This window comes from Pseudomonas benzenivorans, from assembly GCF_033547155.1.
GTDB classification, from domain to species: Bacteria; Pseudomonadota; Gammaproteobacteria; order Pseudomonadales; family Pseudomonadaceae; genus Aquipseudomonas; species Aquipseudomonas benzenivorans_B.
The window spans coordinates 2,640,087-2,665,771 of record NZ_CP137892.1; the positions used below are offsets into that span (position 1 = coordinate 2,640,087).

The following is a 25,685-nucleotide window of genomic DNA, read 5'->3' on the forward strand; positions in this document are numbered from 1 at the left end:
TTTTTTTACTGGTCAGGCTCCTTTACCGCCAGGCCTTACATGCTAGGGATTTACTACCACTTAAGCGCAAGGCCTACTGATGGCGCACCGATTCCCTTTAGTCTTTCATTAAGCTCTGTAGCTGCTTTTATATAGGCTTCTGTCGGCATGGACTCAATGTTATTGATATACATCTCTCTAAGTCGCTGCTTTTCTGCTTTAAGCTCTGGATAACCATCTAAAATTTCTAACTCTTGCTTTACGAACTTCGGCCTAATCATTTTTATTCTCTCTTATTGTTTGGAGCTTCTCTCTAGCTCATGTGTTTATTATTGCAATCATCCATTGACAAGTAAACTAGCCAAGTTGTTATTTAGGGGTATATTTCAAACTTTTACAGTTTCGAACAACTTTGGATATTGCATGCCACAACCCCCCACACCCCCTAATTCCAATAACGGGGCTTCCCTGCCCCATCATCACTTACACCACATACTTCATCATTTGCTCAAAGCTCTCTTTCTTGATGATGTAGTAGTACCCCGATTTGCCCCCGTTAACTTTCTTTGTCTTCAAACCCATCTGGCTCATGATCTTAGTGATCGCGGCTTGCTTCGCGACGGGTGTGCTGGCTTTGCCAATGCTCAGGCCCTGACGGATCACTTCAAGTCGGATCTCATTGAGCCTGTCGAAGAGTTGCGTGCTTTGCTCAGACTTCCACAGCCTTTCCAGTGTCTCTGCGGGTACATTGCCATCTGCATCAAGCTTGATTTTTACGTCCTTCAGCATGCGCTCTACGGCGTCTTTGATCATGGCGTAGACCTTGCCCTCTGGTGTGTCGCAGGCGGGCTTCATGAGCTTGCGGAAGCGTGTGATCGTGCCCTCGCCTTTCTTCCACACCGCCGCGTCGGAATCATCAATGGTGCGGCCAATGACTTCTTCGGCACGTGCGCGGATAACCTCGAAGTATTCCTGCTCGCTTTCTGAGCCGGCGTCAGCAACTCTGGCGACTTGATCAGTGCCTGCCTTCTTGCTTGCCAGTACCTTACTGGCGGTGCTGGCATTGACGGTCTTACGACCTTGACTGTCTGCGACAAAGCCGAGCCTGGCCATCTCATCGTTGTGTACCAGTACTTCGACTTTGAAGCCCTGAGCAAGCATCGTGGCTGGTAGTGAGTTCTGAATGTGATCGCGCAACCAGGCTTCGTCGCTCATGTGCTCGCGGCGGGTCATCTCGAACGCCGATGGTTTGATGTCAAAGTCCAGAGCTTCAATCAGCGTCGCTTTGAGGTTTTCATCGATGTTTGCGGCTTCGATAGCAGCGCGGGTTGTAGGGGCATCAGAGCGCGTCTCAAGGGCCTCCAGCTGCTCTTGCTTGCTGTACTCAGGAGCTTTCATGCCCACGATGAATTCACGCGCCGTGCGGTCTCTGCGGAGCATCTGAATGCAGTCTGATGGCACTACCTGGCCACTGAACAGACCGAAGTGGCGGGTGAAGTGAGCGGACGTGATCGACAGCGCGGAAGTAATTACTGGGCTGTAGATGACGACTTGGTGAGAGGTGCTGTTTGGGTCTGCGATAAAGGCAGCTTGGGCCTCCCATTTTGCGCTCTCAGAAGTGATCACCAGGGCTTCCACACCAGTGCGCTTCTTGATCGCGGCAGCAAGGGCCTTGGCAGCCTTAGCGCCATCGCAAGAGACCAACACGTTTTCGCCGCCAGAGGTAGCCTCGATCACTAGGCCGCGCACATGATCGAGATCCCCGGTCTTCACGGTAATATCGCTGTGATCGCGTTTGATGCTGTACAGCGTGTGATCCCAACCGATCATTTCAACACACCTGGCATTGATATCAGCGTCGGCCATAACGACGGTGGGCGCGTTTTTGACAACAAAATTCAGGGCATTCCAGACGGCTTCGCGGGCCTTCACCTCTCCGCCGAGAACGTGGCTGATGACTTGGCTGGCTTCGTCAATGATCACTGTGTCGGCGCTCTCGATGAAGTCTTTGAACTTCGCTGCCGAGAGGGAGTTGACGACGATCTTCAGCGCCCTGGCCTTGCGGATGATGTCCGGGGAGGTACACTCGTCGTAACTAACCATGCCAGCGATGCCAGTGCAGAGCGTGGCATTGATAGAGCGACGGTGACTGATGATCAGGACTTTCTCACCGCATGACAGGGCTTCGCGAACCAGGGGCTCGATGATCTCGCTGGTCTTGCCATAGCCAGTGGGCAAGTTGAGGAGGAATTTGCCGGCTGTTGAGCAGATGTGTTGAGCGATTTCCTGAGCGCTTTCGGGGACGACCGTGTAAGCGTCTTCGTAGATGGAAGAGACGCGCTGGGTTCTGCGATAGAGCTCGGCATTCATGCGCTCAAGCTTGCGCTCGATAAGGTACTGGCACTCAGCAGGAGAGCGGCCAGAGGCCAGTGCAAGCATTTCTGACTTGCCGACGATATCACCAGTGAGAAAAGCATCCCTGGCAAGCTCGTAGGCGGCCTTGTGCATTGCGCGGTCAGTGTGATCGTTGCTGGCGATCATTATGGCTACGTCAATTTTGCTCATCTTGTAGATAGAGTCAGTGATGACAGTGCCGTCTGTGTCAGCGATGCCGGATGCTGTTTTATATGCGGCTTCGATAGCTTCTGTGACGCCAGCTTTAATGCCTATTATTCTTTTAGATGCCGGGTAGTCAGCTCGTAGCTCTTTGGCTTTAGCTAAAACGTCATCAGCTTCTATTGTCGTGTAGCTTTCGATTTCAGTATTGATAGCGAACATGGACTTCATCTCTTTTGTTATTACAGTCTCTCACGACTGCAAATACAGTATTGCAATGATCCTTTGAGTTATCAATACCATTATCTATTGACACTTGGTTAATAACGGGTATGAAAGTGTATATTCGGTGGTCTATATGTGGGTAATCGGTGTATGACAAGTGCTTGATCAGTGTAGATAAAAAAATCGGCACTTACCAATCAAGCTGCATTACATGCGAGTTTCGAAAAACCAGAAAAAATCCACTGCCGGGCACAGCACAGGGCACGCGCCATGCTATGCAATTCAGTCTAGCTCGTAAGCCACCTATCAGCCCTCTATCTATTCTTATTTATAGAGGTAAATGCGAGTGTAGCCCGTGGACGCAATGCATTGGTTTGGGTATACATCCAGGCCCTGGCTGGCGAGTTCTACTGGTTTTGAAAAACTCTTAACTAGCAAAGCTTGCTAACAGCGAACAGTCGCCACAAGTCGAAACACCATAAAAATATTTTCAACCACTGCTCATACGCTTGTCATACACCGATTACCCACATATAGACCACCGAATATACACTTTCATACCCGTTATTAACCAAGTGTCAATAGATCAGCGTATTGCATGGATGATATCTCATAGTGATAATAGAAATGTCAGCGAGAGACTGACAATAATAAAAAGGTGATAAGAGATGAAGATTCAATATGCAACTCAGTATTCAGCAAGAACAAACCAGGTCATAAACCGCGAAGCCCCTTCTTTCAAAGACTTCTTCGAAGATGTCTTGGCAGATCGCAGGGTCAGCGAAAACAAGGACGGCAAAACCTTCATTCCCAGCAGCTTCCGTGCTCTTGAGCGCACTGCTGAAAATGTTAAGACCATTAGCATCGCGGTCTTCGATATAGACCAGAAGCCTACTGACGACATCATTACCCTGGAAGAGATCGAGGACGTGGCTATGGATATGGGCTACGAGCACGCTGTTTACACAAGCTACTCAAACACCCCTGAATGCCCCCGCTTCCGTCTACTAATCCCCTTCAACCAGCCCGCGTACCCTGAGGAATACCCATTCCTCATGTCCGCCCTTGTCGAAGAGTTTGATGAGTTTCTCGACGGCAGATTCTCGAAAGTCCTAGATCGCTGCTGGAAGAACGAAGTGTCGCGCTGCTACTTCACTTTCACTGTGCACCCTGACCGCATCAACGGCAGCATCAGCTTCTACAATCCAGGCCACGCAGCTGACGTGCTCGACCTCAAGATGCGCCAGAGCACCTACGGCCAGGATTTCGACTACTCACAGCCATCAAAGCCCCGCAAGACCGGAGGCACAGCCGCTGGCGCAATGGGTCGCTCTTACGAACTCAACCGCCTTCTCGGCGCCATGTTCCGGGGCTCTACAGAAGAGCAGATCGCTCAACGCCTTCTCGAACACGATCAGAACACGCCTGGCTTTGGCTACTTCGCAGATCCTCAATACTCCAGAAACAAACCGAGACCAGGCGAAACCCAAGCTCAGGCATCACTCAGATCCTGCCGTGCTTTCGTCAAATCCCACATCAATTGGTTGCGGCGAAAGACCAAATCTGACTTCAAAATCGTCAGCTGCCGGGGTGAAAACCGTGGCGCTGTACCGCAGCATGACGCGGCAGTCGAGATCTACAAGGCCGAACGCAACTCAAAAAACGGCAAGGAATCGGCAAAATTGAGCGGAAAAATCGTGTCAGGGCCGCACGCTGGAGCCCTGATCTGGCACACACTTTTCGGTGAAGGCTACAGCGAGTCAGCAATCAGGGTAAGCAAAGAAATGCTTGGGCGCGCAAGCATTGCCATATGCCAGGAAATTAATGACCTGCAAGACATCAATAAGCTTGCAGGAAAAGTTCTTAACACCAGGATCAAGCGTAGAGCTGGCACCAACGGATACCCGGATCAGAACGAGATCGGCAACATCTACATCGAGTAACCGCCCCACAATCCCGCAACCCCATCAGCCCCGCACTCCGGGGCTTTTTCGCCAGTATCCAGGCGGCCTTCCGCACTAAGTCTCAACCCAATAGGCGCGCAAACAAGAGCAGATTTGGCCCCAAAAACCACTGGTTTTGCGCTCAAACAAGCAATTAAAAAGTGAATAATTTTGCACATTAGTGATGGTGTTATGCTATTATAAAGATGTGGTTGGTTAATCACCTTTCCGACCATTCATCTCTTGTTGTTTTAAGCCCCGCTCGGTTCTCTCACATTTGCCGGCGGGGCTTTTTCTTTGCCTGCGAAAAATATTTATTGGCAAAAAATCAATTAATAAGCGGGCTTTTCAGGGTATGCGTTTTCTATACTCTGGCGCTCGGTTGCGACCCTGCGTATTGACAAGTTGTCAATAGTCGAGTGCAAAAAAGTTGTAGACAGCCGTTTATGATTCGATATTATTGACCACGTTGCAGCGCACTGTGAGAGACGTTGCACGAAGTCGAGTAATAAGAGATGAGTACAGCCATTGATCTAGTTTTAATTGACCAAGTTGAACAAGAGCGCCGTCGCATTGCGCAAGAAATGGGCTTTATGACTGAGGAAATGGTCGTATCGCTTACCAAGGCAACATCGAAAACGGTAGAGGACTGGCGCAAAAGGGGTAATGGGCCAGCCCATATTCGCTTCGGGAATGCGTACTTTTATGAGGTTTCTGACGTTAAGGACTTCATGAAATCACTCAAAAAGGAACGCGGCAGAGAAGCCATTTACCGATCAATTTGATGAGATATTGAGATATTCCATCAATGCTTGACGATTTCGCCGCCTTGACTCGCGCTTTTCAAAGGCGGCATGCACATCTTCTGCATCAATATGCGTGTAGCGCTTAAGCATCTTCCAGTCGCTGTGCCCAGAAACAACCGCGACTTCCTGGATTTGCAGCCCTCGCTCAAAAAGAATTCCAATGGCAGTGTGACGCAAGTCGTGAAAATGCAGATCTTCAATGTGGCATTTCTTGCAGATCCTCGTAAAAGACGCAGATACAGACTTGCTGTTGTAATTAAAGATCTTCCCTGTCTTTCTGTCCCCAGCGTATTTTTCTGCAAGCAACATGGCCCCCTCGAAAAGCGGAACAGTCTGGTGATTGCCCTTCTTTTTTTCTGGATGCTTTCTATCGCGAATCAATACAGTCTTCGCATCCCTTTTGAAGTCCTCAATTCTTATCCGACAAATTTCATCTTGCCGCATAGCTGAGTGCAGTGCGAAAAGGATAATGTCCCTCATTGGGATTACTTGCCTTCCGGCCTTTTTCTCGTACTCAGAAAAAATCTTCTCAAGTTCCTCTCTTGTAATCTCCCGCTCCCTCTCTTCACTCCTTGTGTCAAACCCCCTCTTTTTCAGTCCGGCCCGTACTTTTTTTGCAATTGTTTCATCAATATCGTAGTGCTTGACATCTTTGGCCCAGCTTAAAACCACGCCGATGTATGACAGATCACCAGCAATTGTGACGCCAGAAATAATCTCACCGGCTTCATTTCTGTCACGTGATCGCTTGTCTACGAACTGACCAATCCGCATCTCTGTCATATCAGACATCAGCACGCCTTCAAACTCTTCACTCAGTCTTTTCAGGCATGCTGCCTTATTTTTAAGGAAAGGGCTTACTGCCCCAACCTCTTCCGTGTACTTACGGATGAAGTCAGAGAATGTTGAGCCAGCTGGCGGGGCTGCCTTGCCACTGTATCGAATTGACTCAAGCTTTAGCTCTTGGGCGGCTGCCCATTTTTTTGCGTCGGTCTTACGTGTAAATGTTGCACTCATGGGCTTGAAGCCAGCCTTCCTGATCAGCGCCCGCCATTTTCCGCTGGGTATCTGCTTGACTGAAGCCATTCGTGTTCACTCCATGTTCGCTGGGACGTACACTGAATCTACACTGAACACGCACCGCGTGTACACTCCGTGTTCACTCACGACAGATTTCTGGGGTTTTTGTGGAAAATTCGCACTCTCAAGTTACTGATTTTAAAGGGAATTTATCTAGGCGTTTTTCTGTAGCTCCCATGATGGACTGGACCGACCGCCACTGTCGTTTCTTCCTACGCCAACTGTCTGCACACACCCTGCTCTACACCGAGATGGTCACCACTGGGGCGCTGCTGCACGGCGACAGTGCTCGTTTCCTGCGCCACGACGAGGCCGAGTACCCCCTGGCTCTGCAACTGGGCGGCAGTGTGCCGGCTGAGCTGGCTGCCTGCGCCAAGCTGGCCGAGGCGGCCGGTTACGACGAGGTCAATCTGAACGTCGGCTGCCCCAGCGACCGGGTACAGAACAACATGATCGGCGCCTGCCTGATGGCCCATCCGACCCTGGTTGCCGAGTGCGTCAGAGCCATGCGCGAGGCGGTGAGCATTCCGGTAACGGTCAAGCACCGTATCGGCATCGACGGGCGCGACAGCTACGCCGAGCTGCGCGACTTTGTCGGCCAGATCTGCGAGGCCGGCTGCCAGAGCTTCACCGTACACGCGCGTATCGCCATCCTGAGCGGCCTGTCGCCCAAGGAGAATCGCGAGGTACCGCCGCTGCGCTACGAGGTGGCGGCGCAGATCAAGCGCGACTTTCCGGACCTGGAGATCATCCTCAACGGCGGCATCAAGACCCTGGAAGCGTGCCAGCAACACCTGCAGACCTTCGATGGCGTGATGCTCGGCCGCGAGGCCTATCACAACCCCTATCTGCTGGCACAGGTCGATCGACAGCTATTCGGCTCCGACGCCCCCATGCTCAGCCGCTTCGAGGCCATGCAGTCGATGCGCGGTTATATCGCCGCACACCTGGCCGAGGGTGGCAGCATGCATCACGTCACCCGCCATATGCTTGGTCTGGCCCAGGGTTTCAAGGGCGCCCGACGCTTTCGCCAGCTGTTGTCGGTGGATATTCACAAGACCGCCGAGCCCCTGGCGCTGTTCGATCAGGCCGCGCAATTGCTGCAAGGCCACTAGCCGCCGTTGAGCCGCTCCGGCGGCTCGGGTAAGGTCGTGGCATCTGCAACGACAAGGCTGCGCCATGACCTCCAAGCTGGATCAACTCAAGCAGTTCACCACCGTAGTCGCCGACACCGGCGACCTCGACGCCATCGCCCGGCTGAAGCCGGTCGACGCCACCACCAACCCCTCCCTGCTGCTCAAGGCCGCGGGCATGCCGCGCTACGCCGAGTTGCTGCGCGGCGCCGTCGCAGTCAGCAATGGCGACCTCGGCCTGGCCTGCGACCACTTCGCCGTAGCGGTCGGCCAGGAGATTCTCAAGGTGGTACCCGGGCGCATCTCCACCGAAGTGGACGCGCGCCTGTCGTTCGACACCCAGGCCACCCTGCGCCGCGCCGAGCGCTTGATCGAGCTGTACGAGCAGGCCGGCATCGGCCGCGAGCGAGTGCTGATCAAGATCGCCTCGACCTGGGAGGGCATTCGGGCCGCCGAACAGCTGGAAAAGACCGGCATCCAGTGCAACCTCACCCTGCTGTTCGCCTTCGCCCAGGCCCAGGCCTGCGCCGACGCCGGGGTGTTTTTGATCTCGCCGTTCGTGGGGCGCATCTACGACTGGTACAAGAAGACCGAGGGCCGCGACTTCGTCGGCGCCGAGGACCCCGGCGTACAGTCGGTCACGCGCATCTACAACTACTACAAGGCCAACGGCTACTCCACCGTGGTGATGGGCGCCAGCTTCCGCAACCTCGGCCAGATCGAACAGCTGGCCGGCTGCGACCGCCTGACCATCAGCCCCGAGCTGCTGCAGCAACTGGCCGATGACCAGAGCCCGCTGGAGTGCAAACTGAGCGGCGGCAAGCCGGCCGAGGCACGGCAGACACTCGGGGAAGGCCAGTTCCGCTGGGCCCTCAACGAGGACGCCATGGCCACGGAGAAGCTCGCCGAGGGCATTCGCCTGTTCGCCCGTGACCAGGAAAAACTGGAAGCGCTGCTTGCCGGCCAAGTCTGAATACACGGCGGGGCGCCTGAGCGCCCCGCCGTGGGTTGCAGAAGCCGGTCTTCAGTGGTGTTCGAGCGCGCTGACCAGGTCGTGGAAGGCTTCGCGGTTGGACTCGTTCAAGCCCATAAGAATGCGATGCGCCTCCAACACCTTGGAGCGGACCACTTCTTCCGACTGGTCCTGCGACGGCAGGTCAGACAAGCATTCAGGACAGGGGATCGGCTTGTTGACGATGTTGAACACCTGATCGAAGCCCATCGACTGCAGCAGACGGGTGATATCCGCATGGGTGGTGACCACGGTCGGCAGCAAGCCGATCTTCTGCCGCGAGAGGATCGACAACTTAGCCAGCAGGCCCAGGGTAGTACTATCGATGCTGCGGGTTTCCGTCAGATCGATGACGATGGCGGAGAAATTCAGCGCGCTGAAGATTCTCTCTATGGTGGCGTCCAGCGCCGAGCAAAGGGTCAACCGCACTTCGCCGACAAACTTCAGGACGAAGGTACCGTCCTGCTCGGCGAATTGGATTCTACCGGGGCTCATCCCAGGATTCATGCAAGGTTCCTGCTTAACACCAGCAAGGCGATATCATCCGGCATATCCGCCAGATTGGCCAGCCCAAGTACCCCGCGCAACCCTTCCAGGGTTCCGCCGGCCGAAACGACCAGCTCGGGCAACGCGGCCTCCTTGTCCTGCAGGGTATCGCCCGGCAACAGATCGAGGATGCCATCCGACAGCAGCGTCAGGCTGAACGACTCGGGCAACTCCAGCACATGGTCGGTATATTCGGCTTCCTCGAACAGGCCGACCGGCAGGCCACGGCCGCTCAGATACTGCGCCTGACCTTCACTGAACAGCACCGGCAACGGCAGATGGCCACCGATGCTGTAATGCAACTGCCCGCTCTGCTCGTCGATTACGCCGCCGAGCATGGTCACATGCTTGCCCAGCTTGCAGTTGATCAGGCCACGGTTGATATGACTGAGCACCTCGGAAGGCTTGAACTTGCGTAAACGCCCACCGCGTCGCGACTCGTAGAGCAGTCGCGTGGTCATGAACTTCAGCAACACGGTGACGAAAGCCGAGGACGCGCCGTGACCGGAAACGTCGGCGAGGTAGAAGGCGACGCGCCGGTCATCGACCCGGAAGTAATCGACGAAGTCTCCGGACAGGTAGAGCGACGGGATGATCTGGTGGGCGAACTGCAGGCCATCGACCTGCCAAGGGGTGACCGGCAGCATGTTGATCTGCACCTGGCGCCCGGCGTTCTGGTCTTCCTGCAGCAGATGCAGGCTGGCCTCCAACTCACGGTTGGCGGCTTCCAGCTTCTCTCGATAGCGCTGGTTTTCCTGGCGCAGGTACGCACGATCCAGCGCACGGCGTACCGAATGCTCGAGTACCGCGAGGTCTTCCAGGGGCTTGATCAGGTAGTCGGCGGCGCCCAGGCGCAAGGCCTCGACCGCATCGGTCATCACCCCTGCTCCGGACACCACGATGACCGGTGTTTCCACGCCCAGCGCATTGATGCGGCGGATCAGCTCGAGACCGTCGACCTGGGGCATGCGCAGATCGCAGACCACGATATCGGGTTGCTCGCGCTGAAACACCTCCAGACCTTGAAGGCCATTGGCGGCCTGCAAGACATTGAAACCGCTATCTTCCAAATAGGCCGCGAGGCTCGCGCGCACTACTTCGTCGTCATCGATGATCAGCAGTGTGGCACTGGTTTTGTGCATGGGATATCCAGGCAAACTGCGCCGGGGATGGACGTAAACGTCAGGTCGAAACCTGCCCGCGCATACTCGGTTCGCGTTAAGGCGCAGACGGTACTCCCATCCTCTGCCCGATTCAAGCATGCGCCGATCATCGCCAGGCGACTTTACACCCCAAATCGGCCGAGGTTATAAGGGCGCCAGGAGAGATCCATAACAAGAGGACAAGCCCATGAGCCAAAGTGATCGTGCGTACAGCGAAAAACGCGATTACATCCGCATGCGCCTGGAAGCGCCGGTCACCCTGCATTGCGCCGACGGGGAGATCCCGGCGCTGTGTCTCGACCTGTCGAGTACGGGCATGCAACTCGAGGCCGAGTCGAGGCTCAACATGGGCGACAAGGTCAGGGTGCATATCGCCTCGGAGCACAACGAGCTCAAAGGTCTGGATGCGCAGGCCGAGGTGGTACGGGTCACGCAACTGGACAACGGTCACCAAGCGCTCGGCCTGACGATCCTCTCGATGAACTGAAGGATCGCTACTAGCCTCCATGAAAAAGGCGACCCAAGGGTCGCCTTTTTCATGGAGGAACACCGAGAGGCGCACTCAGAAGTCGTCCTCGACCTCGCCATCGCGCATCCGGAACTCGCGATTCTGCAGGTAGGCATTGCGCACGAACAGGTACTTGTCGCCACTGATCAGCTTCTCCGCCGACAGCAGGCTGGCGCGGGTATCGATGACGTCAACACCACGGGTCAGGTTGCGCGTCGGCACGTGCCCCATATAGGGATAGGGCTCGAGGTAGGCATCGGGAATCTTGCCGGTGGCGTCGCGTACGGTGCTTGGCCCGAGCAGCGGCAACACGATGTAGGGCCCGTTACCCAGTCCCCAGACGCCCAGGGTCTGGCCGAAATCCTCGTCGTTTCGCTGCAGGCCCATCTGGGTGGCCACGTCGAAGAAGCCGAGCAGACCAAAGGTGGTATTGAAGATCACCCGGCCGGTGTCCACGCCGGCATCGTGGAACTTGCCCTGCAGCAGGTCGTTGGCCAGGTTGCCGACATCGCCGAGGTTGCCGAAGACGTTGTGTACGCCGTCCTCGATAAAGTCCGGAGTGACCGTCTGATAGCCTTGAGCCAGGGGCTTGAGCGCATAGGTATCGAGGGTGTCGTTGAAACGGAAGATGGCTCGATTGAACCCTTCCCAGGGGTCCTCCTCGGCAGCCTGCGCCGCAACCGGCAGCAGCGCCAAGCCGGCACATAGCACCAATCGGCCTAGACGCTCGGTCCAGTTCACTCCGAATACATACATCGCAGTCGCTCCTTGAGTACAAAAATGGGCGGCCAGCAAGCAGCCATTGAGGCCGCGCAGTATAAGGCCTATACGCACTCTATTGGCAGCATAGCGGACCGACACGAGGCTGAACGCCCGAGCAGCGCCTCGCAAGTCCCCTGCCCGGCTAGCCTGGTAATCCCTGTCGCAACTCGTTCATCGCCTCGTCATCTTCAGTCACTAGCCTGGACTAGACCATTACCAGGGATGACAGCCATGCCCACATCCACCGCCCCGCCCGCCTTCTCCGCTTTGCTGTTCGGCCTGTCCGGCTGCCTGGTCGACTTCGGCGCGCGCACCCTGCCCCTGGGCCTGCAGCGCCTGCGCCCGGATCACACCGGCGGCCATGCCAGCCTGGAACAACTGCTCGACCGCACGCCACAGCCCCATGAGCACATCGCTTATGAGCAGGCCCTTGCCGGGGTGGCCGACGCGCTTGCCGAACCCACACCGGGAGCGACCGCATTGCTCGAGGCGTTGCGTCAGCAGAACCTGCCTTGTGCCTGGCTCGACGAATTGCCACCTGACGCCAGCGCCCGCCTGGCAGCCTCCTTGCCCGACTGGTTGGCGGGCACCTCGACGAACGATGTCGGCCGCCCCTGGCCAGCGCCGGACGCCTGCTGGCATGCCCTGATGAGCCTGCAGATAGAGCAACTGGAGGGTTGCGTGCTGATCAGCGGCGAGCCGCGCCTGTTGCAGGCCGGCCTTAACGCCGGCCTGTGGACCATCGGTCTGGCCGCCTGCGGCCCGCTCTGCGGGAAAGGTCCCGCGGACTGGCACGCGCTCGCCCCAGCCGAACGAGACGAGCTGCGCACCCAGGCGACCCTGAGCCTGTATCGCCTCGGCGTGCATTCGGTGATCGACCAACTGACCGAGTTGGGTCCGTGCCTGACGGACCTCAGTGCGCGCAGGCACAAAGGAGAGAAGCCATGACCTTCGACAGCGCGCAGTTCACCGCCCAGCTCGGCGAGCTCTTCGCCCGGCGTGGCCATCACCCTTACGGCGAAGCCATCAGCCAGTGCCAGCATGCGTTGCAGTGCGCGACCCTGGCCGAGCGCAGCGGTTGCGACGACAACTTGGTGATCGCCGCCCTGCTGCACGACATCGGCCACCTGCATGAGGTGCCGGAGACGGCCGAGAATCATGACTCGCGGCATGAGCAACGCGCCGCAGAGCTGCTGCGTCCGCTGTTGCCCGAAGCAGTCTGGCAGCCGATCCGCCTGCACGTGGCGGCCAAGCGCTACCTCTGCGCCACCGACCCGGCCTACCACGCCGCACTCTCACCGGCCTCACGACACAGCCTGGCACTGCAGGGAGGCCCATTTGCCCCGCGCGAGGTCACCGCCTTCCTGCGTGCGCCCTTCGCCCAGCAGGCCCTGGTGCTGCGTCGCCTGGACGACCTGGGCAAGGACCCGGCCATGCAGACGCCACCGCTGGAACATTTCCATCCGCGGCTCGAACGTCTGCTCCGGGCTTGATCCAGAGCAGGCAAAGCCGCGTCGCTTGGATTACCCTTGAAGACGAGCACAGACCTTTTGCCTCCGCGCAGAGTCAATGCTTTTGACTTGTCTGAAAAGGGAGAGCCCTATGCCTGCAAATCGTCTGCAGCAGCAACTGGAAGCACTGCGCAAGCAGCTGGAAGAGGACCCGCCGCTCAATGAAGAGGAACGGGCCTCACTCTATCTGCTGACCCAGGAAATCGAACTGCAGCTGGCCCGTCAGGCCGCGGCGGCACCGGATGCCACGCTGATCGACGGGGTCAACCTGGCCGTGGAGCGCTTCGAGGTCAGCCACCCGACGCTGGCCGGCACCCTGCGTAATATCCTGCAGAGCCTGGCCAATATGGGGATCTGAACTCGCCCGCCGCCCAACACGAAGAACCCCAGCCTTGGCTGGGGTTCTTCGTTACTGACGGACCAGGCGGCGATTATCCGGCCGAATCGCCGCAGTACTGCGGTAGGGATTGATATCCAACCCGCCACGACGCACATAGCGCGCATACACCGTCAGCTGTTCGGGCTCGAGCAGGCGCAGCAGGTCGAGGAAAATCCGCTCCACGCATTGCTCATGGAAGTCGGCATGCTGGCGGAAGCTCACCAGATAGGCCAGCAGACTTGCATGATCTAGCGCCGCGCCGCGGTACTGCACCACCAAGCTGCCCCAGTCCGGCTGGCCGGTGACCGGGCAGTTCGACTTGAGCAGGTGGCTATGCAGGCTCTCCTCGACGATCCGCCCCGGCTCGCAACGCAGCAGCTGTGGCTGCGGTTGCGCGTAGTTGCTGATGGCCACATCCAACTCATCGATGCACGCCCCCGGCAACGTCGCCACACCCTCGGCGGCAACCTCGCCCAGACTGCGCACACGCACAGCGACCGGCTTTCCGGCCGCTGCTGACAAGTCGGCCTGCAGCACGGCGACCAGTTCGTCGGTATCGGCAAAGACCGTCTGGTTGAGCGAGTTGAGGTAGAGCTTGAACGACTTCGACTCGATGATGTTCGGCGAATCCGCCGCAATGGCGAACTCGCCGATGGCCACCACCGGCTTGCCCGACGGCAACAGCCAGGACAGTTCAAAGCAGTTCCACAGATCCACCCCCTGATAGGGCAGGGTCTCGGCCGTCAGTCCCAGCTCGGCCCATTTCGGCGCGCGCGGGATGGGAAACAGCAAGGACGGCGAATAGATGGCGATGTATTCGCTGGACTTGCCCAGGGGCGAATGTTCGACGGCGGGATGCATGGCTAGAACCTGGCTAAGCGAAGCAAAAAATTGTATACAAAGAACCCGACAGAATCAGCAGCCCACTCGGCGCCGGCACGCTGCTCGCGAGTCACCTCAGGCCAGTTCGGCCACCAGCGCCGCCAGGGCCTGGGCCGGATCGGCAGCTTGGCTGATCGGTCGACCGATCACCAGGTAATCGGAACCGACCTGCAACGCCTGCTGCGGGGTGAGGATGCGCCGCTGGTCGTCCTGGGCGCTGCCGGCCGGGCGAATGCCCGGCGTCACCAGCTGCAGCGACGGATAGCTGGACTTCAACACCTGCGCTTCCTGAGCGGAGCAGACCAGGCCGTCCAGCCCGGCCTGATCGGCCAGTCCGGCCAGGCGCAACACCTGCTGCTGCGGCTCCAGATCCAGGCCGATACCGGCCAGGTCCTCACGCTCCATGCTGGTAAGCACCGTAACGCCAATCAGTAGCGGCACCGGACCGCCAAGTTTGTCCAGGGTCTCGCGACAGGCCGCCATCATGCGCAGGCCTCCCGAGCAGTGCACATTGACCATCCACACACCGAGCTCGGCGGCGGCCTTGACCGCCATCGCCGTGGTGTTGGGGATGTCGTGGAATTTCAGGTCGAGAAACACCTCGAAACCCTTGTCACCCAAGGTCTTGACGATCTCCGGGCCGCAACGGGTGAACAGCTCCTTGCCGACCTTGACCCGGCACTGGGCAGGATCGAGGCGATCGGCCAACGCCAGAGCGGCATCACGGGTCGGGAAATCCAAGGCGACGATGATCGGAGTCTGGCAAGCGGACATGGACGGGCTCTCTGGCAGGCTGAATTCGCCGCGCATTGTAACGGAAGCACCGCCCCCGTGCCGCCCTGACGCGGCATGCCCGAACGCGGGCCGTTTCACGCCCGCGCAGGCTCACAGCTCCAGGACCACCTCGTGCTGCACCCGCGCCAGCCCGCCGGCCAGCAGTCGCTCTATACGCCCCCCAGCGAGTTTCAGATCGACGGTGATCAGGCTGGGCGATGGCGGGTGCATCAGGTAGCCCTGCTCGATCAATAACCGGGGACCCGCTACGCCCATTCGCTCGTGCAGAAAGCACGCCAGGGGGCCGGCCGCCATGCCGGTGGCCGACTCCTCGGCGATGCCGTAATAAGGCGCGAACATCCGCGCCCCGGCTGCTCGTCCAGGCCGGCGGGTGTCCGGGGAGAACGCATAGAAACCGATCAGCTCGAGGCGCTGACTGAGGCGCACCAGGGCCTCTTGGTCCGGGCATAGCGCGGCGACCCGGGCCTCGTCGGCCAGCGGCAGCAGGACGAAGGCGCCGCCGGTGCTTACCCGCGCAGGCCACAGGCCGGGCAGCAACTGACCCGGATCGATGCCCATCGCCGCCATCAGCGCCTCGAGCAAGCGCGGTTCGTCCGTAAGCGCTAATGACTCGGGCCGATGCTGCTCCATGAAGACCATGTCGCCCCGGATCAGGATGTCGCGGTTGCCGTCGAGAGTCTCCTTGCTGGTCCAGCCCTCGCCCACCTGTCCTTGCTGACGCAGCAGGGCGAAGGTGGCCACGGTGGCGTGACCACAGTGGGCGATCTGCTTGGTCGGCGTGAAGAACTCCAGCCTGAACGCCGCACTCTGCGCACGGGACACGAAGGCGGTCTCCGACAGGCCGACCTGAACGGCAATGGCCTGCTTCTGCGCGGCGCTCAGGCCATCGGCCTGTAGCACCACGCCGGCGGGATTACCGCCCTGACCGTCATCGACGAAGGCGTTGACGATCCGCACCTTGACCTGCATATCGGCGCCTCTGTGCGCAGTGACGTGGCTATTTCACCAGGGGATCGTCCCAGAAAGGTCGCTCGCTCTCCTGCAGGACGTCCGCCCGGCTGAGGCCCAGATCCTTGAGCGCCTCATCATTAAGGGTAGCCAACTGCCGACGCTGCCGGGCCAACTGCTGCCAGCGCTCGAGTCGATGCCAGGCAGCCCTGACCAAGGTGCCCAGGCTCAGACCACTCCCGGGCAGCAGCTGTACGATTGCGTAACCTCTTTGACCTTTCATCTCATCGCCCTCCTGTGGGGTTGGCGACAGTCTCACGCCACGACTAAGATCAATCCAACGAATGTTTCTTATGCAATACATCTTCGAGATTGATCAATGGCCAACTACCCGAGTATCGACAGCGAGCTGCTGCGCACCTTCGTCGCCATCGCCGACCACGGCGGTTTCACCCGCGCCGCGGAAGTGGTCAATCGCACCCAGTCGGCGGTGAGCATGCAGATGAAGCGCCTGGAAGAGGACGTACTAGAGCGCCCGCTGTTCCAGCGCGACGGCCGCCAGGTCAGCCTGACCGCCGAGGGTCAGGTACTGCTCGGTTATGCCCGGCGCATCCTCAAGCTGCATGGCGAGGTGATGACCACCCTGCGCGAGCCGCACATGGTCGGTGCCGTGCGCATTGGCACGCCGGACGATTACGTGATGCGCTTCATGCCGGGCATCCTCTCGCGTTTCGCCCAGGCCTATCCCCTGGTACAGGTGGAACTGCATTGCGAGCCCTCGTTCAGCCTGCTGCAGCGCCAGGATCTCGACCTGACCATCGTCACCCGCGAGCCGGGCACCGAGATCGGCCAACTGCTGCGCCAGGAACGCATCGTCTGGGCCGAAGCCCAGGGCTTCAGCGCCCACGAGCAGGAGCCGCTGCCCCTGGCGATGTTCAATGCCCAGTGTTTCTGCCGCTCCTGGGCCTGCAACGCCCTGGATGCCATGGAGCGCGAGTACCGCATCGCCTACACCAGCCCGAGCCTGTCGGCGATCATGGCGGTGGTCAGCGCCGGCCTGGCAATCACCGCCCAACTGCAAAGCCTGATTCCATCGGATCAGCGCATCATCGGCGAGGCCGAGGGTCTGCCGGCCATGCCGTCGGCGAGCATCGTGCTGCTACGCAACAGCCACACCCAGTCGCCGGTGACCGAAACCCTGGCCGAGCACATCATCGAGGGCTTCAAACTTTGATCCCGAGCAGCAGTGCGCAGAGCAGCAGGAAACCGGCAAACAGTGCGCGCAACAGCCGCTCGGGCAGCGCATGGGCCACCCGCACGCCCCAACTGATACTGAGCAGACCGCCGCTCGCCAGCGGCAAGGCCAACGCCCAGTCGACACGGCCATGCAGGGCATAGGTGATCAGCGTCACCCCGGTGCTCGGCGCCGCCAGGGCCAGCGACAGCCCCTGAGCCACCACCTGAGTCGTGCCGAACACCGCGCTCAGCACCGGCGTGGCCAGCACCGCCCCACCCACCCCGAACAGACCACCGAGCAGCCCCGCACCACTGCCGAGCAGCGCCAGCCAGGGCCAGGGATAACGCAGCCCGGCGCTGCCCGCGACCGTGCGCCAGTAGACCCGCGAAAAGTTATACAGGGCCAGCGCCAGCAGGAAACCGACGAAGGCCAGGCGCATGCGCTGGGCATCCAGGGTCACGGCCCAGGCCGAGCCGAGCCAGGCCCAGAGCAGAGCGCTGGCGGCCAGGGTCAGGGCGTGACGTCGATCGATGCGATTGCGCTGGTGGTAACGCCACAGGGCCAGCAGCACGTTCGGCACCACCATGACCAAGGCGGTGCCCTGGGCCAGCTGCTGATCCAGGCCGAACAGCACGCCCAGGACCGGAATCGCGATCAACCCCCCACCGATGCCGAACAGCCCGCCCAGCGCACCGAGCAGCATGCCGAGGATGAGATTGAGGGCGAAGTCGATCAGGTTCACGGGCGGGCTCCATCTGGATACGGGCCATGCTAGCCACCGTCCGCTGGCCTGGAAACGCGTAGCCGAGCACAATGGCTATGCGTATTCCGCACAAGCGAGGCTGCATGAATCCCGACAACCTCACCGACCAGCTGGGCCTGTTTCTCGACGTACTGGAAACCGGCAGCTTCTCCGCCGCCGCCCGTCGCCATCCCCTCACCCCCTCCGCCGTTGCCCGACGCATCGACACTCTGGAGCGCTCGCTGGGCAGCAGGCTGTTCAGCCGCAGCACCCATGCGGTGCGCGCCACGGCATCCGGCCTGGCCTTCGCCGAGCGGGCCAGGCGCATCCTCAACGAACTGCACCTGGCTCGAGCCGAGGCCGTCTCCTTGAGCAGCGCACCTGAGGGCCTGGTCCGCATAGACGCCCCGGCCCCCTTCGGTCGCCGCCACTTGGCGCCGGTGCTGGCCGAGTTCCTCGCCGCCTACCCGGGACTGGACGTGCAATTGCGCCTGATCGACAGCTTCGTGGACCTGCAAGGCGCGCACCTCGGCGAGGTCGACCTGGTCCTGCGCATCGGCCCGCTGGCCGATACCCGCCTGGTCGCGACGCCGCTTTCGCCCTTGATTCGCGTGGCCTGCGCCAGCCCGGACTACCTGGCACGGCGCGGCATACCTCGCGCCCCCGGCGAACTGCCGGAGCACGACGGCCTGGACTGGGAAGGCCTGATGCCGCCCTACGCCTGGCGCTTCGAGCAAGACGGCAGGCTGCAGCTCTACCGTCCGGCACGTCGGCGCCTGACCGCCAACAATGCGGAAACCCTGCTGTATGGGGCCCTCGCCGGCCTCGGCATCGCCCACCTGCCGACCTGGCTGGTCAGCGAGCACCTGCTGCGCGGCGAGCTGGTCGCACTGTTCTGCGAAAACGGCCTGCCGCCCGCCGAACCGAGCAGCATCTATGCCCTGCGCCTGGAACGTGAGGCGAGCTCGCGCGCCCAGCTGCTGCTCAACTTCCTCAAGCAGCGCTTCGGCTTCCCGCCGCCCTGGGACCAGGCGCTGCAGGCCTACCTGCCGCAACAGCGGTAAATCGAAAATACCAGGCAAAAAAAACCCGACGCCAAGGTCGGGTTTTTCTCGAGGCTTCAGCCCTGGACTCAGGCTTGCGGCGCCTGGGTACGGCCCTTGTAGGAGCCGTCACGGGTATCGATCTCGATCCAGTCGTCGATTTCGACGAACTCGGCGACCTTGATCTCGGTGCCGTTGCGCAGCTTGGCCGGCTTCATCACCTTGCCGGACGTGTCGCCACGGGCTGCGTTCTCGGTGTAGACGACCTGGCGCACGATGGTGGTCGGCAGGTCGACGGAAATCACCTTGCCTTCGAAGAACACGGCTTCGCAGACGTCGGTCATGCCTTCTTCGATGAACGGCAGTACGCTTTCCAGATCTTCGGCACGCAGCTCGTAGGAGTTGTAGTCCGGGTCCATGAACACGTAATCCTCACCGCTGATGTAAGAAAGGTTCACTTCCTTACGCTCCAGGATCACCGGCTCCATCTTGTCGTCGGCCTTGTAAACGGTCTCGGTCTTGGAGCCGTTCAGCAGGTTCTTCAGCTTCATCTTGACGATGGCGCTGTTGCGGCCGGACTTGGTGAATTCGGCCTTCTGGATCAGCCACGGCTGGCCGTCGATCAGGGCCACGCTGTTGGGCTTCATTTCTTGTGCGGTTTTCATACGAATATCCGATGTATGCGGGAGTACAGAATTTCTAGGCCGCGTATCATAGCCAATTTCGGTAAAACTGTACCAGCGCCGTGGCCAGATCGGTACGCGCGCCCTGCTCCAGGCTCCAGTTCCGCGCATGTGCGAGCAGCTCCGGCCAGTGCGGCAGCAACGCCTGCCAAGCTTCACCCACCCCCTCACCGGCATTCCAGCCTCGCCACAAACGGATCAGTGCCTGCGCCGCCTCGGGCGACAATCCCTGCGCGTAGAGCGCCAGGAAGGCCTCGAGCTTGTCCCAATGTGCGCCTTCGGCCTGCTGATAGATGTGCCAGAGCAGCGGCCGCCCGGCCCACTGCGCCCGCAGGAAGGAGTCCTCACCGCGCACCGCATTGAAGTCACAGCACCAGAGCAGTCGGTCGTATTGCGCCTGCTCCATGAACGGCAGGACGCGGATCTGCAACTGCCCACGCCGCCGCTCATCCCCGGCCGCCAGCCTCCCACCTCCGAGCCAGGCCTGCAGGTCGTCGAAAATGCGCCCCTCGGGCACCAGCAGTTGGGTGGGAGCATGGTCGGCGGCCAAGGCGTCCAGCCAACCGGCCAGCCCCGGGTTCTCGTAGGCGAACAGCGAGATCAGCCGCGCGCCCGGCTGCCGACGCACCCCGAGGGCGGCGAGAAACCCGGTTTGCGCCTGCGCATCGGCCTGAAAGGCCCGGCACTGCGTCAGCAGCTCGCGCTCGCGCAACAAACCACCGCTGCCCGGGGTGAAGCCCGGAAAGAAGAAGAATTTCTGCAAGCCCTTGGGCTGCAAGGACGGCAGGCCGTGACAACCCTCGACCCAGTCCTCGGCGCTCAGATACTCCAGGTTGAGCCACAGTACCCCGGAGGCCCGCGCCGCCATCGCCGCCACATAGGCGGCCGGCAGCTCGCAGGCGAAGGCCTCGATGACCACGTCGGCCGGCTCGACCGGCTGCCACGGCTCGCCCCACCGGCACAGCTCCACGCCCTGCTGCTCCTGCCGACTGGCCTGGGCATCGACCTCGGGGCAGATACGCGCGAACGCGGCCATTTCATCGACCCACAGGCGCACCTGCTGGCCATGCTCGGCCACCAACTGCCGCGCCAGCCGCCAGGTCACCCCGATATCGCCGTAGTTGTCGACGACTCTACAGAAAATATCCCACTTCACGTTCGGGCTTCCGAATGATGGCACTGAGTTTAACCCCTTACCGGGGCGTGGCAGCCCCTACCGGCCAGGCTCGACTGGCGCATAACGCAAAAAGCCCCTGAAAGATCGCTCTCTCAGGGGCTTTGCGAAAGTGGCGGTGAAGAAGGGATTCGAACCCTTGATACGGTTTCCCGTATACACACTTTCCAGGCGTGCTCCTTCAACCACTCGGACACTTCACCGGATCTCGACAGGCGCTGCCGTCTGTCGAGGCGCGCTAATCTAGCCGAACACCTCGCCAAAGGCAAAAGTTTTTTTCAAAAGATTCATGTGCTTATACCCAGTAGAGGTGTCGACGCCTAGCGGCAGACAGGCGGGCCCTATGCCTTGACGCGTCAAAGCCCTCCGACCCCACGGGCAGCACACCGGCCGCTCTTACAACCAGGGCAAGGCGTTCTCGAACACTGTCTATGCCTGCTCGAGCTCATTCGAGCCGATGCACACCCGGCAACTCGCCCCCCATCAAGACTGACCAACCAGTCAGCCACGGCGCTTTACCTGAGGGTTGGGGGTGAGTAACGTCTGCTCCACTTCAGTCCAAGGAACCCCGCTATGAGCGACCTGATCAGCTATCAACTCGAAGAGGGTATCGCCACCCTGACCCTGAGCAACGGCAAGGTGAACGCCATTTCCCCGGACGTGATCGCAGCCTTCAACGCCGCGCTGGATCGGGCCGAGCAGGACAAGGCCATCGTCATCATCACCGGCCAGCCGGGCATCCTCTCCGGCGGCTACGACCTTAAAGTGATGACCTCCGGCCCGCAGAACGCCATCGCTCTGGTCGCCGCCGGGTCGACGCTGGCGCGGCGCATGCTGGCTCACCCCTTCCCGATCATCGTCGCCTGCCCCGGTCATGCGGTGGCCAAGGGCGCCTTTATCCTGCTCTCGGCCGACTACCGCATAGGCGTCGAGGGAGCGTTCAATATCGGCCTCAACGAGGTGCAGATCGGCATGACCATGCACCACGTGGGCATCGAACTGGCCCGCGACCGCCTGCGCAAGTCGGCCTTCCACCGCTCGGTGATCAATGGCGAGATGTTCGACCCGCAGGACGCCGTCGACGCCGGCTTCCTCGACAAGGTGGTGCCGGCCGAACAGCTGATGAACAGTGCCCTGGCGGCCGCCCAGCAACTGAAGAAAATCAACATGACGGCGCACCGCAACACCAAGCTGAAGGTGCGCAAGGCGCTGCTGGAGACCCTCGACCAGGCCATCGAGCTGGACCGCCAGCAGCTGCTCTAATAGGGCTACGCGAAATCAGCAGCCCGGCTCCAATGCCGGGCTTCTGGTGTGGCCCGCCACCTGCAACCGGAACTCTTGCCTCACTCGCCCTCGGTTACTGACACTCCGACGCAGGCCATCGTCCTCGTCCAGATCATTGACGTCATGCATGCGGCCGGCATGCTCATGGTCATCATCGTCATGCTCGCCATCGCGCCTTCCCGACTTGGCGCTGCCGGCCCCCCTATTATCATGGTCACCGCCATGACCACGGCCGTGGCCCATTGCGTATGCCCGAGGCATGCACGCAGAAGCCCTCCGATGCCGTCGCGGGCCAGGAGTCGTGCGCTCAGGTTGAGCGGCAACAATCAACACCCCCGGCAGGAAGATCCGATCATAAGAAAATGCCGAGCCAACGACCATCGGTCATCAAGATAATCGGCCACTTGCCGATGCGCTGATACCGAGCCGCCAGCAGTCCGGCGGCTCAAGATAAGAATAGGAATCAGCGCTTATGAAGATTGCCCATAAAGTCGGCCTCGCGGCAGCAACGGTTTTGTTTCTCACCACCAGCCTACTTTCATTGGTGCAAATCGGTCAGGTTCGCGCCAGCCTGAACGAGCAGACCGCGTCCAGCATCAAGGACGCCAGCGGCGCCCTGGCACGGCAGATCGAGAACTGGTTGAACGGCAAGTTGCAGCTCATCGACATGATGGCGCAGAGCATCGATAGCCAGTTCGGCGATGCGCAGATTCAACGCGTGTTCGACCAACCCATCCTCAAGCAGCAGTTCCTGCTGATCTTCGGCGGACTCGAGAGCGACGGTGAGCGCATCACCAATGACCCGAGCTGGAACCCCTCTGGCTGGGATGCGCGGCAACGCCCCTGGTATCCAGTGGCCAAGTCCGGCAGCAGCGCCCTGCTGACCGAACCCTATGCCGATGCCGCCACTGGCGAAATCCTCATCTCCGCCGTCGCCAAGCTCAGCGACCGCGGGCAGTTCAAGGGGGCCTTCGGCGGCGACATCAGCCTCAAGACCATCTCCGATACCATCAATACCCTGGACTTCAACGGTGCCGGCTACGCCTTTCTGCTCACCCGCGCCGGCAACATCATCTCGCACCCGAACACCGAGCTGAACGGCAAGCCGCTCGGCGACCTGTTCGACGGCCAAACCCCCGCCCTCAAGCAGGAGCTCAGCGCCATGACTGGCAACGGGCAGGACCTGCTGGTGTCCTTCACCCCGCTGAGCAATCTCAAGGGCATGGACTGGTATATCGGCGTGGTGCTCGATGAGTCCAAGGTCATGGCCGAGGCCAACGCCCTCAGCTGGCGCGCGGCCACCGGCACCCTGCTCGGCGTCGCCCTTAGCCTGGTGCTGCTCGGCGCCCTGGTGGCCCGACTGCTCAAACCGCTGAGCCAACTGCAAAGCTCGCTGCGCGATATCAACAGTGGCGAAGGCGACCTGACACGACGCCTACCGGCCCAGGGCAACGATGAAATCGCCTCGGTCGAGCGGGAGTTCAACGGCCTGATGCAGAATTTGCAGAGCCTGATCGGCGATGTGATGGGCAGTTCCCGCCAGGTCCGCGAAAGCACCTCGCTCACCTCCAGCGAGGCCAACCAGGCGGCCAACCGCCTGCAAGAGCAGTTGCAGGAACTGGACCAGTTGGCCACCGCCATGCAGGAAATGGCCTCCACCGCCGAGGAGGTCGCCCGCAATGCCCAGGCCGCGGCCCAGGCAGCCATCGCGGCCAATGAGGAGACCGAGAACGGCGTCACCGTCGTGTCGCAATCCACCGATGCGATCAAGCGCCTGGCCGATGAGATGAACGATACCAGCCACTCGATCAACGAACTGGCCAAACTCAGTCACAACATCGAGTCGATCCTTTCGGTAATCACCAGCATTGCCGACCAGACCAACCTGCTCGCCCTCAACGCCGCGATCGAGGCGGCGCGCGCCGGCGAGTCGGGACGAGGCTTCGCCGTGGTGGCAGACGAGGTGCGCTCGCTCGCCTCGCGCACCCAGCAGTCCACCCAGGAAATCCGCCAGATGATCGACCAGCTGCAGTCCGGGGTGAAACAGGCCGAGGCGCGCATGCAGCAGAGCCGCGACACCGCCAGCCAGACGGCGGAAGACGCCAGCGCCGCCAACGCCATGCTGGGCCGCATCCGCGAGGCCATCACCCGCATCAACGACATGAACCTGCAGATCGCCACCGCGGCGGAAGAGCAGAGTGCGACCACCGAGGAGATCAACCGCAACACTACCAACATCCGCGACATCAGCCATGAGGTGGCCGGGGGCGCCGAGCAACAGGTGCGCCAGTGCGCGGTGATGGTCGACCAGGTCGGCCAGCAGGACCGCATGCTGGGACGCTTCAAGGTCTGAACCGAACGCCCTGCCGACCGGCAGTCAACGGGCATCGCGCGAGTGGCCACAGGACCGCTCGCCCGATGCGACTAATAGGGGAAATGCCGCGAAAATAGCCGCTAACCGTCGGCGATCAACGGCATTTGCCCAATAACCTGCCCGCCCCTACACTGCGCGCCTTTCTTCCGATGGGCGTACCCCCCAATGCTTTTTCTTCTGCGCATGCTGGTGATGGCCGTGCACTTCGTTCTCGCCGGCATACTCGGCCTGCTGATCGGCATCTGTCGCCCCTTCAATCCCGACAACAGCCGACTCTGTGCGCGCCTCTACGCGCTACCGGCCCTGTGCATCCTGCGTCTCAAGCTGCGCACAGAGGTCGAGTCGATGCGGGCACAGCGGCAGGCCTGCGTGATAGTCGCCAACCATCAGTCCAACTACGACCTCTACGTGATCGGCGGCGTGGTGCCGCCACGCACCGTGAGCATCGGCAAGAAGAGCCTGAAATGGATTCCCCTGTTCGGCCAACTCTACTGGCTGGCTGGCAACGTGCTGATCGACCGCGGCAACGCGAAAAAAGCCAAAGAGGCGATGCTCACCACCACCGAGGTGCTCAGACACCAGGACACCTCGATCTGGGTATTCCCCGAAGGCACGCGCAACGCGGGCGAAGCGCTGTTGCCGTTCAAGAAAGGCGCCTTTCAGATGGCTATTGCCGCCGGAGTGCCGATCGTCCCGGTCTGCGTCAGTCGCTACGTCAGGCAGATTCGCCTGAACAGTTGGGACGCTGGCAAGATCCTGATCCGCTCGCTGCCGGCCATTCCCACAACGGGCCTGACTCAGGCCGACCTGCCCGGGCTGATCGATCACTGTCACGCCCAGATGCAGGCCTGCATCGACGCCCTGGACGCGGAACTGGCCCTCGCCTAAAGCCGCCTCGCCCTGGCGCCAGCCTGAGGCCA

The 25,685-nt window shown here is 60.4% G+C and carries 26 protein-coding genes, 1 tRNA gene and 1 pseudogene; 14 read left to right on the top strand and 14 right to left on the bottom strand.

The window, feature by feature from the left end:
* Nucleotides 1–53: 53 nt before the first annotated feature.
* Nucleotides 54–260: a hypothetical protein gene (locus tag SBP02_RS11990; RefSeq protein WP_318642008.1), complete on the bottom strand. Its 207-nt coding sequence runs from the start codon at nucleotides 258–260 to the stop codon at nucleotides 54–56.
* Between the two features lie 202 nt (nucleotides 261–462).
* Nucleotides 463–2,757: a replication protein RepA gene (locus SBP02_RS11995; RefSeq protein WP_318642009.1), complete on the bottom strand. Its 2,295-nt coding sequence runs from the start codon at nucleotides 2,755–2,757 to the stop codon at nucleotides 463–465.
* Nucleotides 2,758–3,428: 671 nt separating this feature from the next.
* Here SBP02_RS11995 and SBP02_RS12000 point away from each other — a divergent pair.
* The gene (locus SBP02_RS12000; RefSeq protein WP_318642010.1) at nucleotides 3,429–4,703 is read left to right on the top strand and encodes a hypothetical protein; all 1,275 of its coding nucleotides are present in this window, start codon (nucleotides 3,429–3,431) and stop codon (nucleotides 4,701–4,703) included.
* A gap of 515 nt (nucleotides 4,704–5,218) precedes the next feature.
* On the top strand, nucleotides 5,219–5,488 hold the full coding sequence (locus SBP02_RS12005; RefSeq protein WP_318642011.1) for a hypothetical protein: 270 nt from the start codon (nucleotides 5,219–5,221) through the stop codon (nucleotides 5,486–5,488).
* On the opposite strand, the gene SBP02_RS12010 is transcribed toward SBP02_RS12005, so the two are convergent.
* Complete coding sequence (locus tag SBP02_RS12010) at nucleotides 5,480–6,595, bottom strand: site-specific integrase (RefSeq protein WP_318642012.1); 1,116 nt, start codon at nucleotides 6,593–6,595, stop codon at nucleotides 5,480–5,482. The genes SBP02_RS12005 and SBP02_RS12010 overlap by 9 nt on opposite strands.
* Before the next feature lie 101 nt (nucleotides 6,596–6,696).
* Between SBP02_RS12010 and dusA the strand changes: the two genes are divergently transcribed.
* Complete coding sequence (gene dusA / locus SBP02_RS12015; protein WP_318642013.1) at nucleotides 6,697–7,704, top strand: tRNA dihydrouridine(20/20a) synthase DusA; 1,008 nt, start codon at nucleotides 6,697–6,699, stop codon at nucleotides 7,702–7,704.
* Nucleotides 7,705–7,768: 64 nt separating this feature from the next.
* Nucleotides 7,769–8,695: a transaldolase gene (gene tal / locus SBP02_RS12020; RefSeq protein ID WP_318642014.1), complete on the top strand. Its 927-nt coding sequence runs from the start codon at nucleotides 7,769–7,771 to the stop codon at nucleotides 8,693–8,695.
* Between the two features lie 51 nt (nucleotides 8,696–8,746).
* On the opposite strand, the gene rssC is transcribed toward tal, so the two are convergent.
* Both rssC and rssB read right to left on the bottom strand, forming a co-directional pair.
* Nucleotides 8,747–9,229 carry an anti-sigma factor antagonist RssC gene (gene rssC, locus SBP02_RS12025; RefSeq protein ID WP_318642015.1) on the bottom strand — a complete coding sequence of 161 codons (483 nt, stop codon included), beginning with the start codon at nucleotides 9,227–9,229 and terminating at the stop codon, nucleotides 8,747–8,749.
* A gap of 8 nt (nucleotides 9,230–9,237) precedes the next feature.
* Nucleotides 9,238–10,422, bottom strand: coding sequence for a two-component system response regulator RssB (gene rssB / locus SBP02_RS12030; RefSeq protein WP_318642016.1), 1,185 nt, complete (start codon nucleotides 10,420–10,422; stop codon nucleotides 9,238–9,240).
* 208 nt (nucleotides 10,423–10,630) lie between these two features.
* On the opposite strand from rssB, the gene SBP02_RS12035 reads away from it, so the two are divergent.
* Entirely contained in the window at nucleotides 10,631–10,930 is a 300-nt protein-coding gene (locus SBP02_RS12035) for a PilZ domain-containing protein (RefSeq protein ID WP_318642017.1), read from the top strand.
* Between the two features lie 75 nt (nucleotides 10,931–11,005).
* Here SBP02_RS12035 and SBP02_RS12040 read toward each other — a convergent pair whose 3' ends face one another.
* On the bottom strand, nucleotides 11,006–11,707 hold the full coding sequence (locus SBP02_RS12040; RefSeq protein WP_318642018.1) for an MlaA family lipoprotein: 702 nt from the start codon (nucleotides 11,705–11,707) through the stop codon (nucleotides 11,006–11,008).
* Between the two features lie 237 nt (nucleotides 11,708–11,944).
* Here SBP02_RS12040 and SBP02_RS12045 point away from each other — a divergent pair, with 237 nt between their 5' ends.
* The 3 genes from SBP02_RS12045 (at nucleotide 11,945) to SBP02_RS12055 (ending at nucleotide 13,582) form a co-directional block, all read left to right on the top strand.
* Nucleotides 11,945–12,661, top strand: a complete 717-nt coding sequence (locus SBP02_RS12045) for an HAD family phosphatase (protein ID WP_318642019.1) — start codon at nucleotides 11,945–11,947, stop codon at nucleotides 12,659–12,661.
* Nucleotides 12,658–13,206: a phosphonate degradation HD-domain oxygenase gene (locus SBP02_RS12050; RefSeq protein WP_318642020.1), complete on the top strand. Its 549-nt coding sequence runs from the start codon at nucleotides 12,658–12,660 to the stop codon at nucleotides 13,204–13,206. Before SBP02_RS12045 ends, SBP02_RS12050 begins: the two co-directional genes overlap by 4 nt.
* A gap of 109 nt (nucleotides 13,207–13,315) precedes the next feature.
* Nucleotides 13,316–13,582, top strand: a complete 267-nt coding sequence (locus SBP02_RS12055; RefSeq protein ID WP_318642021.1) for a DUF4404 family protein — start codon at nucleotides 13,316–13,318, stop codon at nucleotides 13,580–13,582.
* 51 nt (nucleotides 13,583–13,633) lie between these two features.
* Here SBP02_RS12055 and queF read toward each other — a convergent pair whose 3' ends face one another.
* The 4 genes from queF to SBP02_RS12075 all read right to left on the bottom strand — a co-directional run bounded on the left by queF (nucleotide 13,634) and on the right by SBP02_RS12075 (nucleotide 16,511).
* Nucleotides 13,634–14,464: an NADPH-dependent 7-cyano-7-deazaguanine reductase QueF gene (gene queF / locus SBP02_RS12060; protein ID WP_318642022.1), complete on the bottom strand. Its 831-nt coding sequence runs from the start codon at nucleotides 14,462–14,464 to the stop codon at nucleotides 13,634–13,636.
* Nucleotides 14,465–14,560: 96 nt separating this feature from the next.
* Nucleotides 14,561–15,259, bottom strand: coding sequence for an orotidine-5'-phosphate decarboxylase (pyrF, locus tag SBP02_RS12065; protein ID WP_318642023.1), 699 nt, complete (start codon nucleotides 15,257–15,259; stop codon nucleotides 14,561–14,563).
* A 111-nt stretch (nucleotides 15,260–15,370) separates the two neighbouring features.
* Nucleotides 15,371–16,249: a PhzF family phenazine biosynthesis protein gene (locus tag SBP02_RS12070; RefSeq protein WP_318642024.1), complete on the bottom strand. Its 879-nt coding sequence runs from the start codon at nucleotides 16,247–16,249 to the stop codon at nucleotides 15,371–15,373.
* A gap of 28 nt (nucleotides 16,250–16,277) precedes the next feature.
* Nucleotides 16,278–16,511 (bottom strand): DUF1127 domain-containing protein, encoded by a 234-nt coding sequence (locus SBP02_RS12075; RefSeq protein ID WP_318642025.1) that lies wholly within the window; start codon nucleotides 16,509–16,511, stop codon nucleotides 16,278–16,280.
* Nucleotides 16,512–16,607: 96 nt separating this feature from the next.
* Here SBP02_RS12075 and SBP02_RS12080 point away from each other — a divergent pair, with 96 nt between their 5' ends.
* Nucleotides 16,608–17,462 (top strand): LysR substrate-binding domain-containing protein, encoded by an 855-nt coding sequence (locus SBP02_RS12080; protein WP_318642026.1) that lies wholly within the window; start codon nucleotides 16,608–16,610, stop codon nucleotides 17,460–17,462.
* Here SBP02_RS12080 and SBP02_RS12085 read toward each other — a convergent pair.
* Nucleotides 17,452–18,201 carry a sulfite exporter TauE/SafE family protein gene (locus tag SBP02_RS12085; RefSeq protein ID WP_318646334.1) on the bottom strand — a complete coding sequence of 250 codons (750 nt, stop codon included), beginning with the start codon at nucleotides 18,199–18,201 and terminating at the stop codon, nucleotides 17,452–17,454. The genes SBP02_RS12080 and SBP02_RS12085 overlap by 11 nt on opposite strands.
* Nucleotides 18,202–18,311: 110 nt before the next feature.
* On the opposite strand from SBP02_RS12085, the gene SBP02_RS12090 reads away from it, so the two are divergent.
* Entirely contained in the window at nucleotides 18,312–19,271 is a 960-nt protein-coding gene (locus tag SBP02_RS12090; RefSeq protein WP_318642027.1) for a LysR family transcriptional regulator, read from the top strand.
* Nucleotides 19,272–19,339: 68 nt separating this feature from the next.
* Here the strand turns inward: SBP02_RS12090 and efp are convergent, their stop codons facing one another.
* The 3 genes from efp to SBP02_RS12105 form a co-directional block, all read right to left on the bottom strand.
* Entirely contained in the window at nucleotides 19,340–19,915 is a 576-nt protein-coding gene (gene efp, locus SBP02_RS12095; protein ID WP_318642028.1) for an elongation factor P, read from the bottom strand.
* Nucleotides 19,916–19,961: 46 nt separating this feature from the next.
* Nucleotides 19,962–21,089, bottom strand: a complete 1,128-nt coding sequence (earP, locus tag SBP02_RS12100) for an elongation factor P maturation arginine rhamnosyltransferase EarP (protein WP_318642029.1) — start codon at nucleotides 21,087–21,089, stop codon at nucleotides 19,962–19,964.
* A gap of 131 nt (nucleotides 21,090–21,220) precedes the next feature.
* A tRNA-Ser gene (locus tag SBP02_RS12105) sits at nucleotides 21,221–21,310 on the bottom strand.
* A gap of 370 nt (nucleotides 21,311–21,680) precedes the next feature.
* On the opposite strand from SBP02_RS12105, the gene SBP02_RS12110 reads away from it, so the two are divergent.
* The 4 genes and pseudogenes from SBP02_RS12110 (at nucleotide 21,681) to SBP02_RS12120 (ending at nucleotide 25,653) form a co-directional block, all read left to right on the top strand.
* Nucleotides 21,681–22,370: a crotonase/enoyl-CoA hydratase family protein gene (locus SBP02_RS12110; RefSeq protein WP_318642030.1), complete on the top strand. Its 690-nt coding sequence runs from the start codon at nucleotides 21,681–21,683 to the stop codon at nucleotides 22,368–22,370.
* 493 nt (nucleotides 22,371–22,863) lie between these two features.
* A pseudogene (locus SBP02_RS20935) lies at nucleotides 22,864–23,886 on the top strand (cache domain-containing protein); the annotation flags it as partial.
* A gap of 30 nt (nucleotides 23,887–23,916) precedes the next feature.
* Nucleotides 23,917–24,744: a methyl-accepting chemotaxis protein gene (locus SBP02_RS20940; RefSeq protein ID WP_404824393.1), complete on the top strand. Its 828-nt coding sequence runs from the start codon at nucleotides 23,917–23,919 to the stop codon at nucleotides 24,742–24,744.
* 186 nt (nucleotides 24,745–24,930) lie between these two features.
* The gene (locus tag SBP02_RS12120; RefSeq protein ID WP_318642032.1) at nucleotides 24,931–25,653 is read left to right on the top strand and encodes a 1-acylglycerol-3-phosphate O-acyltransferase; all 723 of its coding nucleotides are present in this window, start codon (nucleotides 24,931–24,933) and stop codon (nucleotides 25,651–25,653) included.
* The last annotated feature ends 32 nt before the right edge of the window (nucleotides 25,654–25,685 follow it).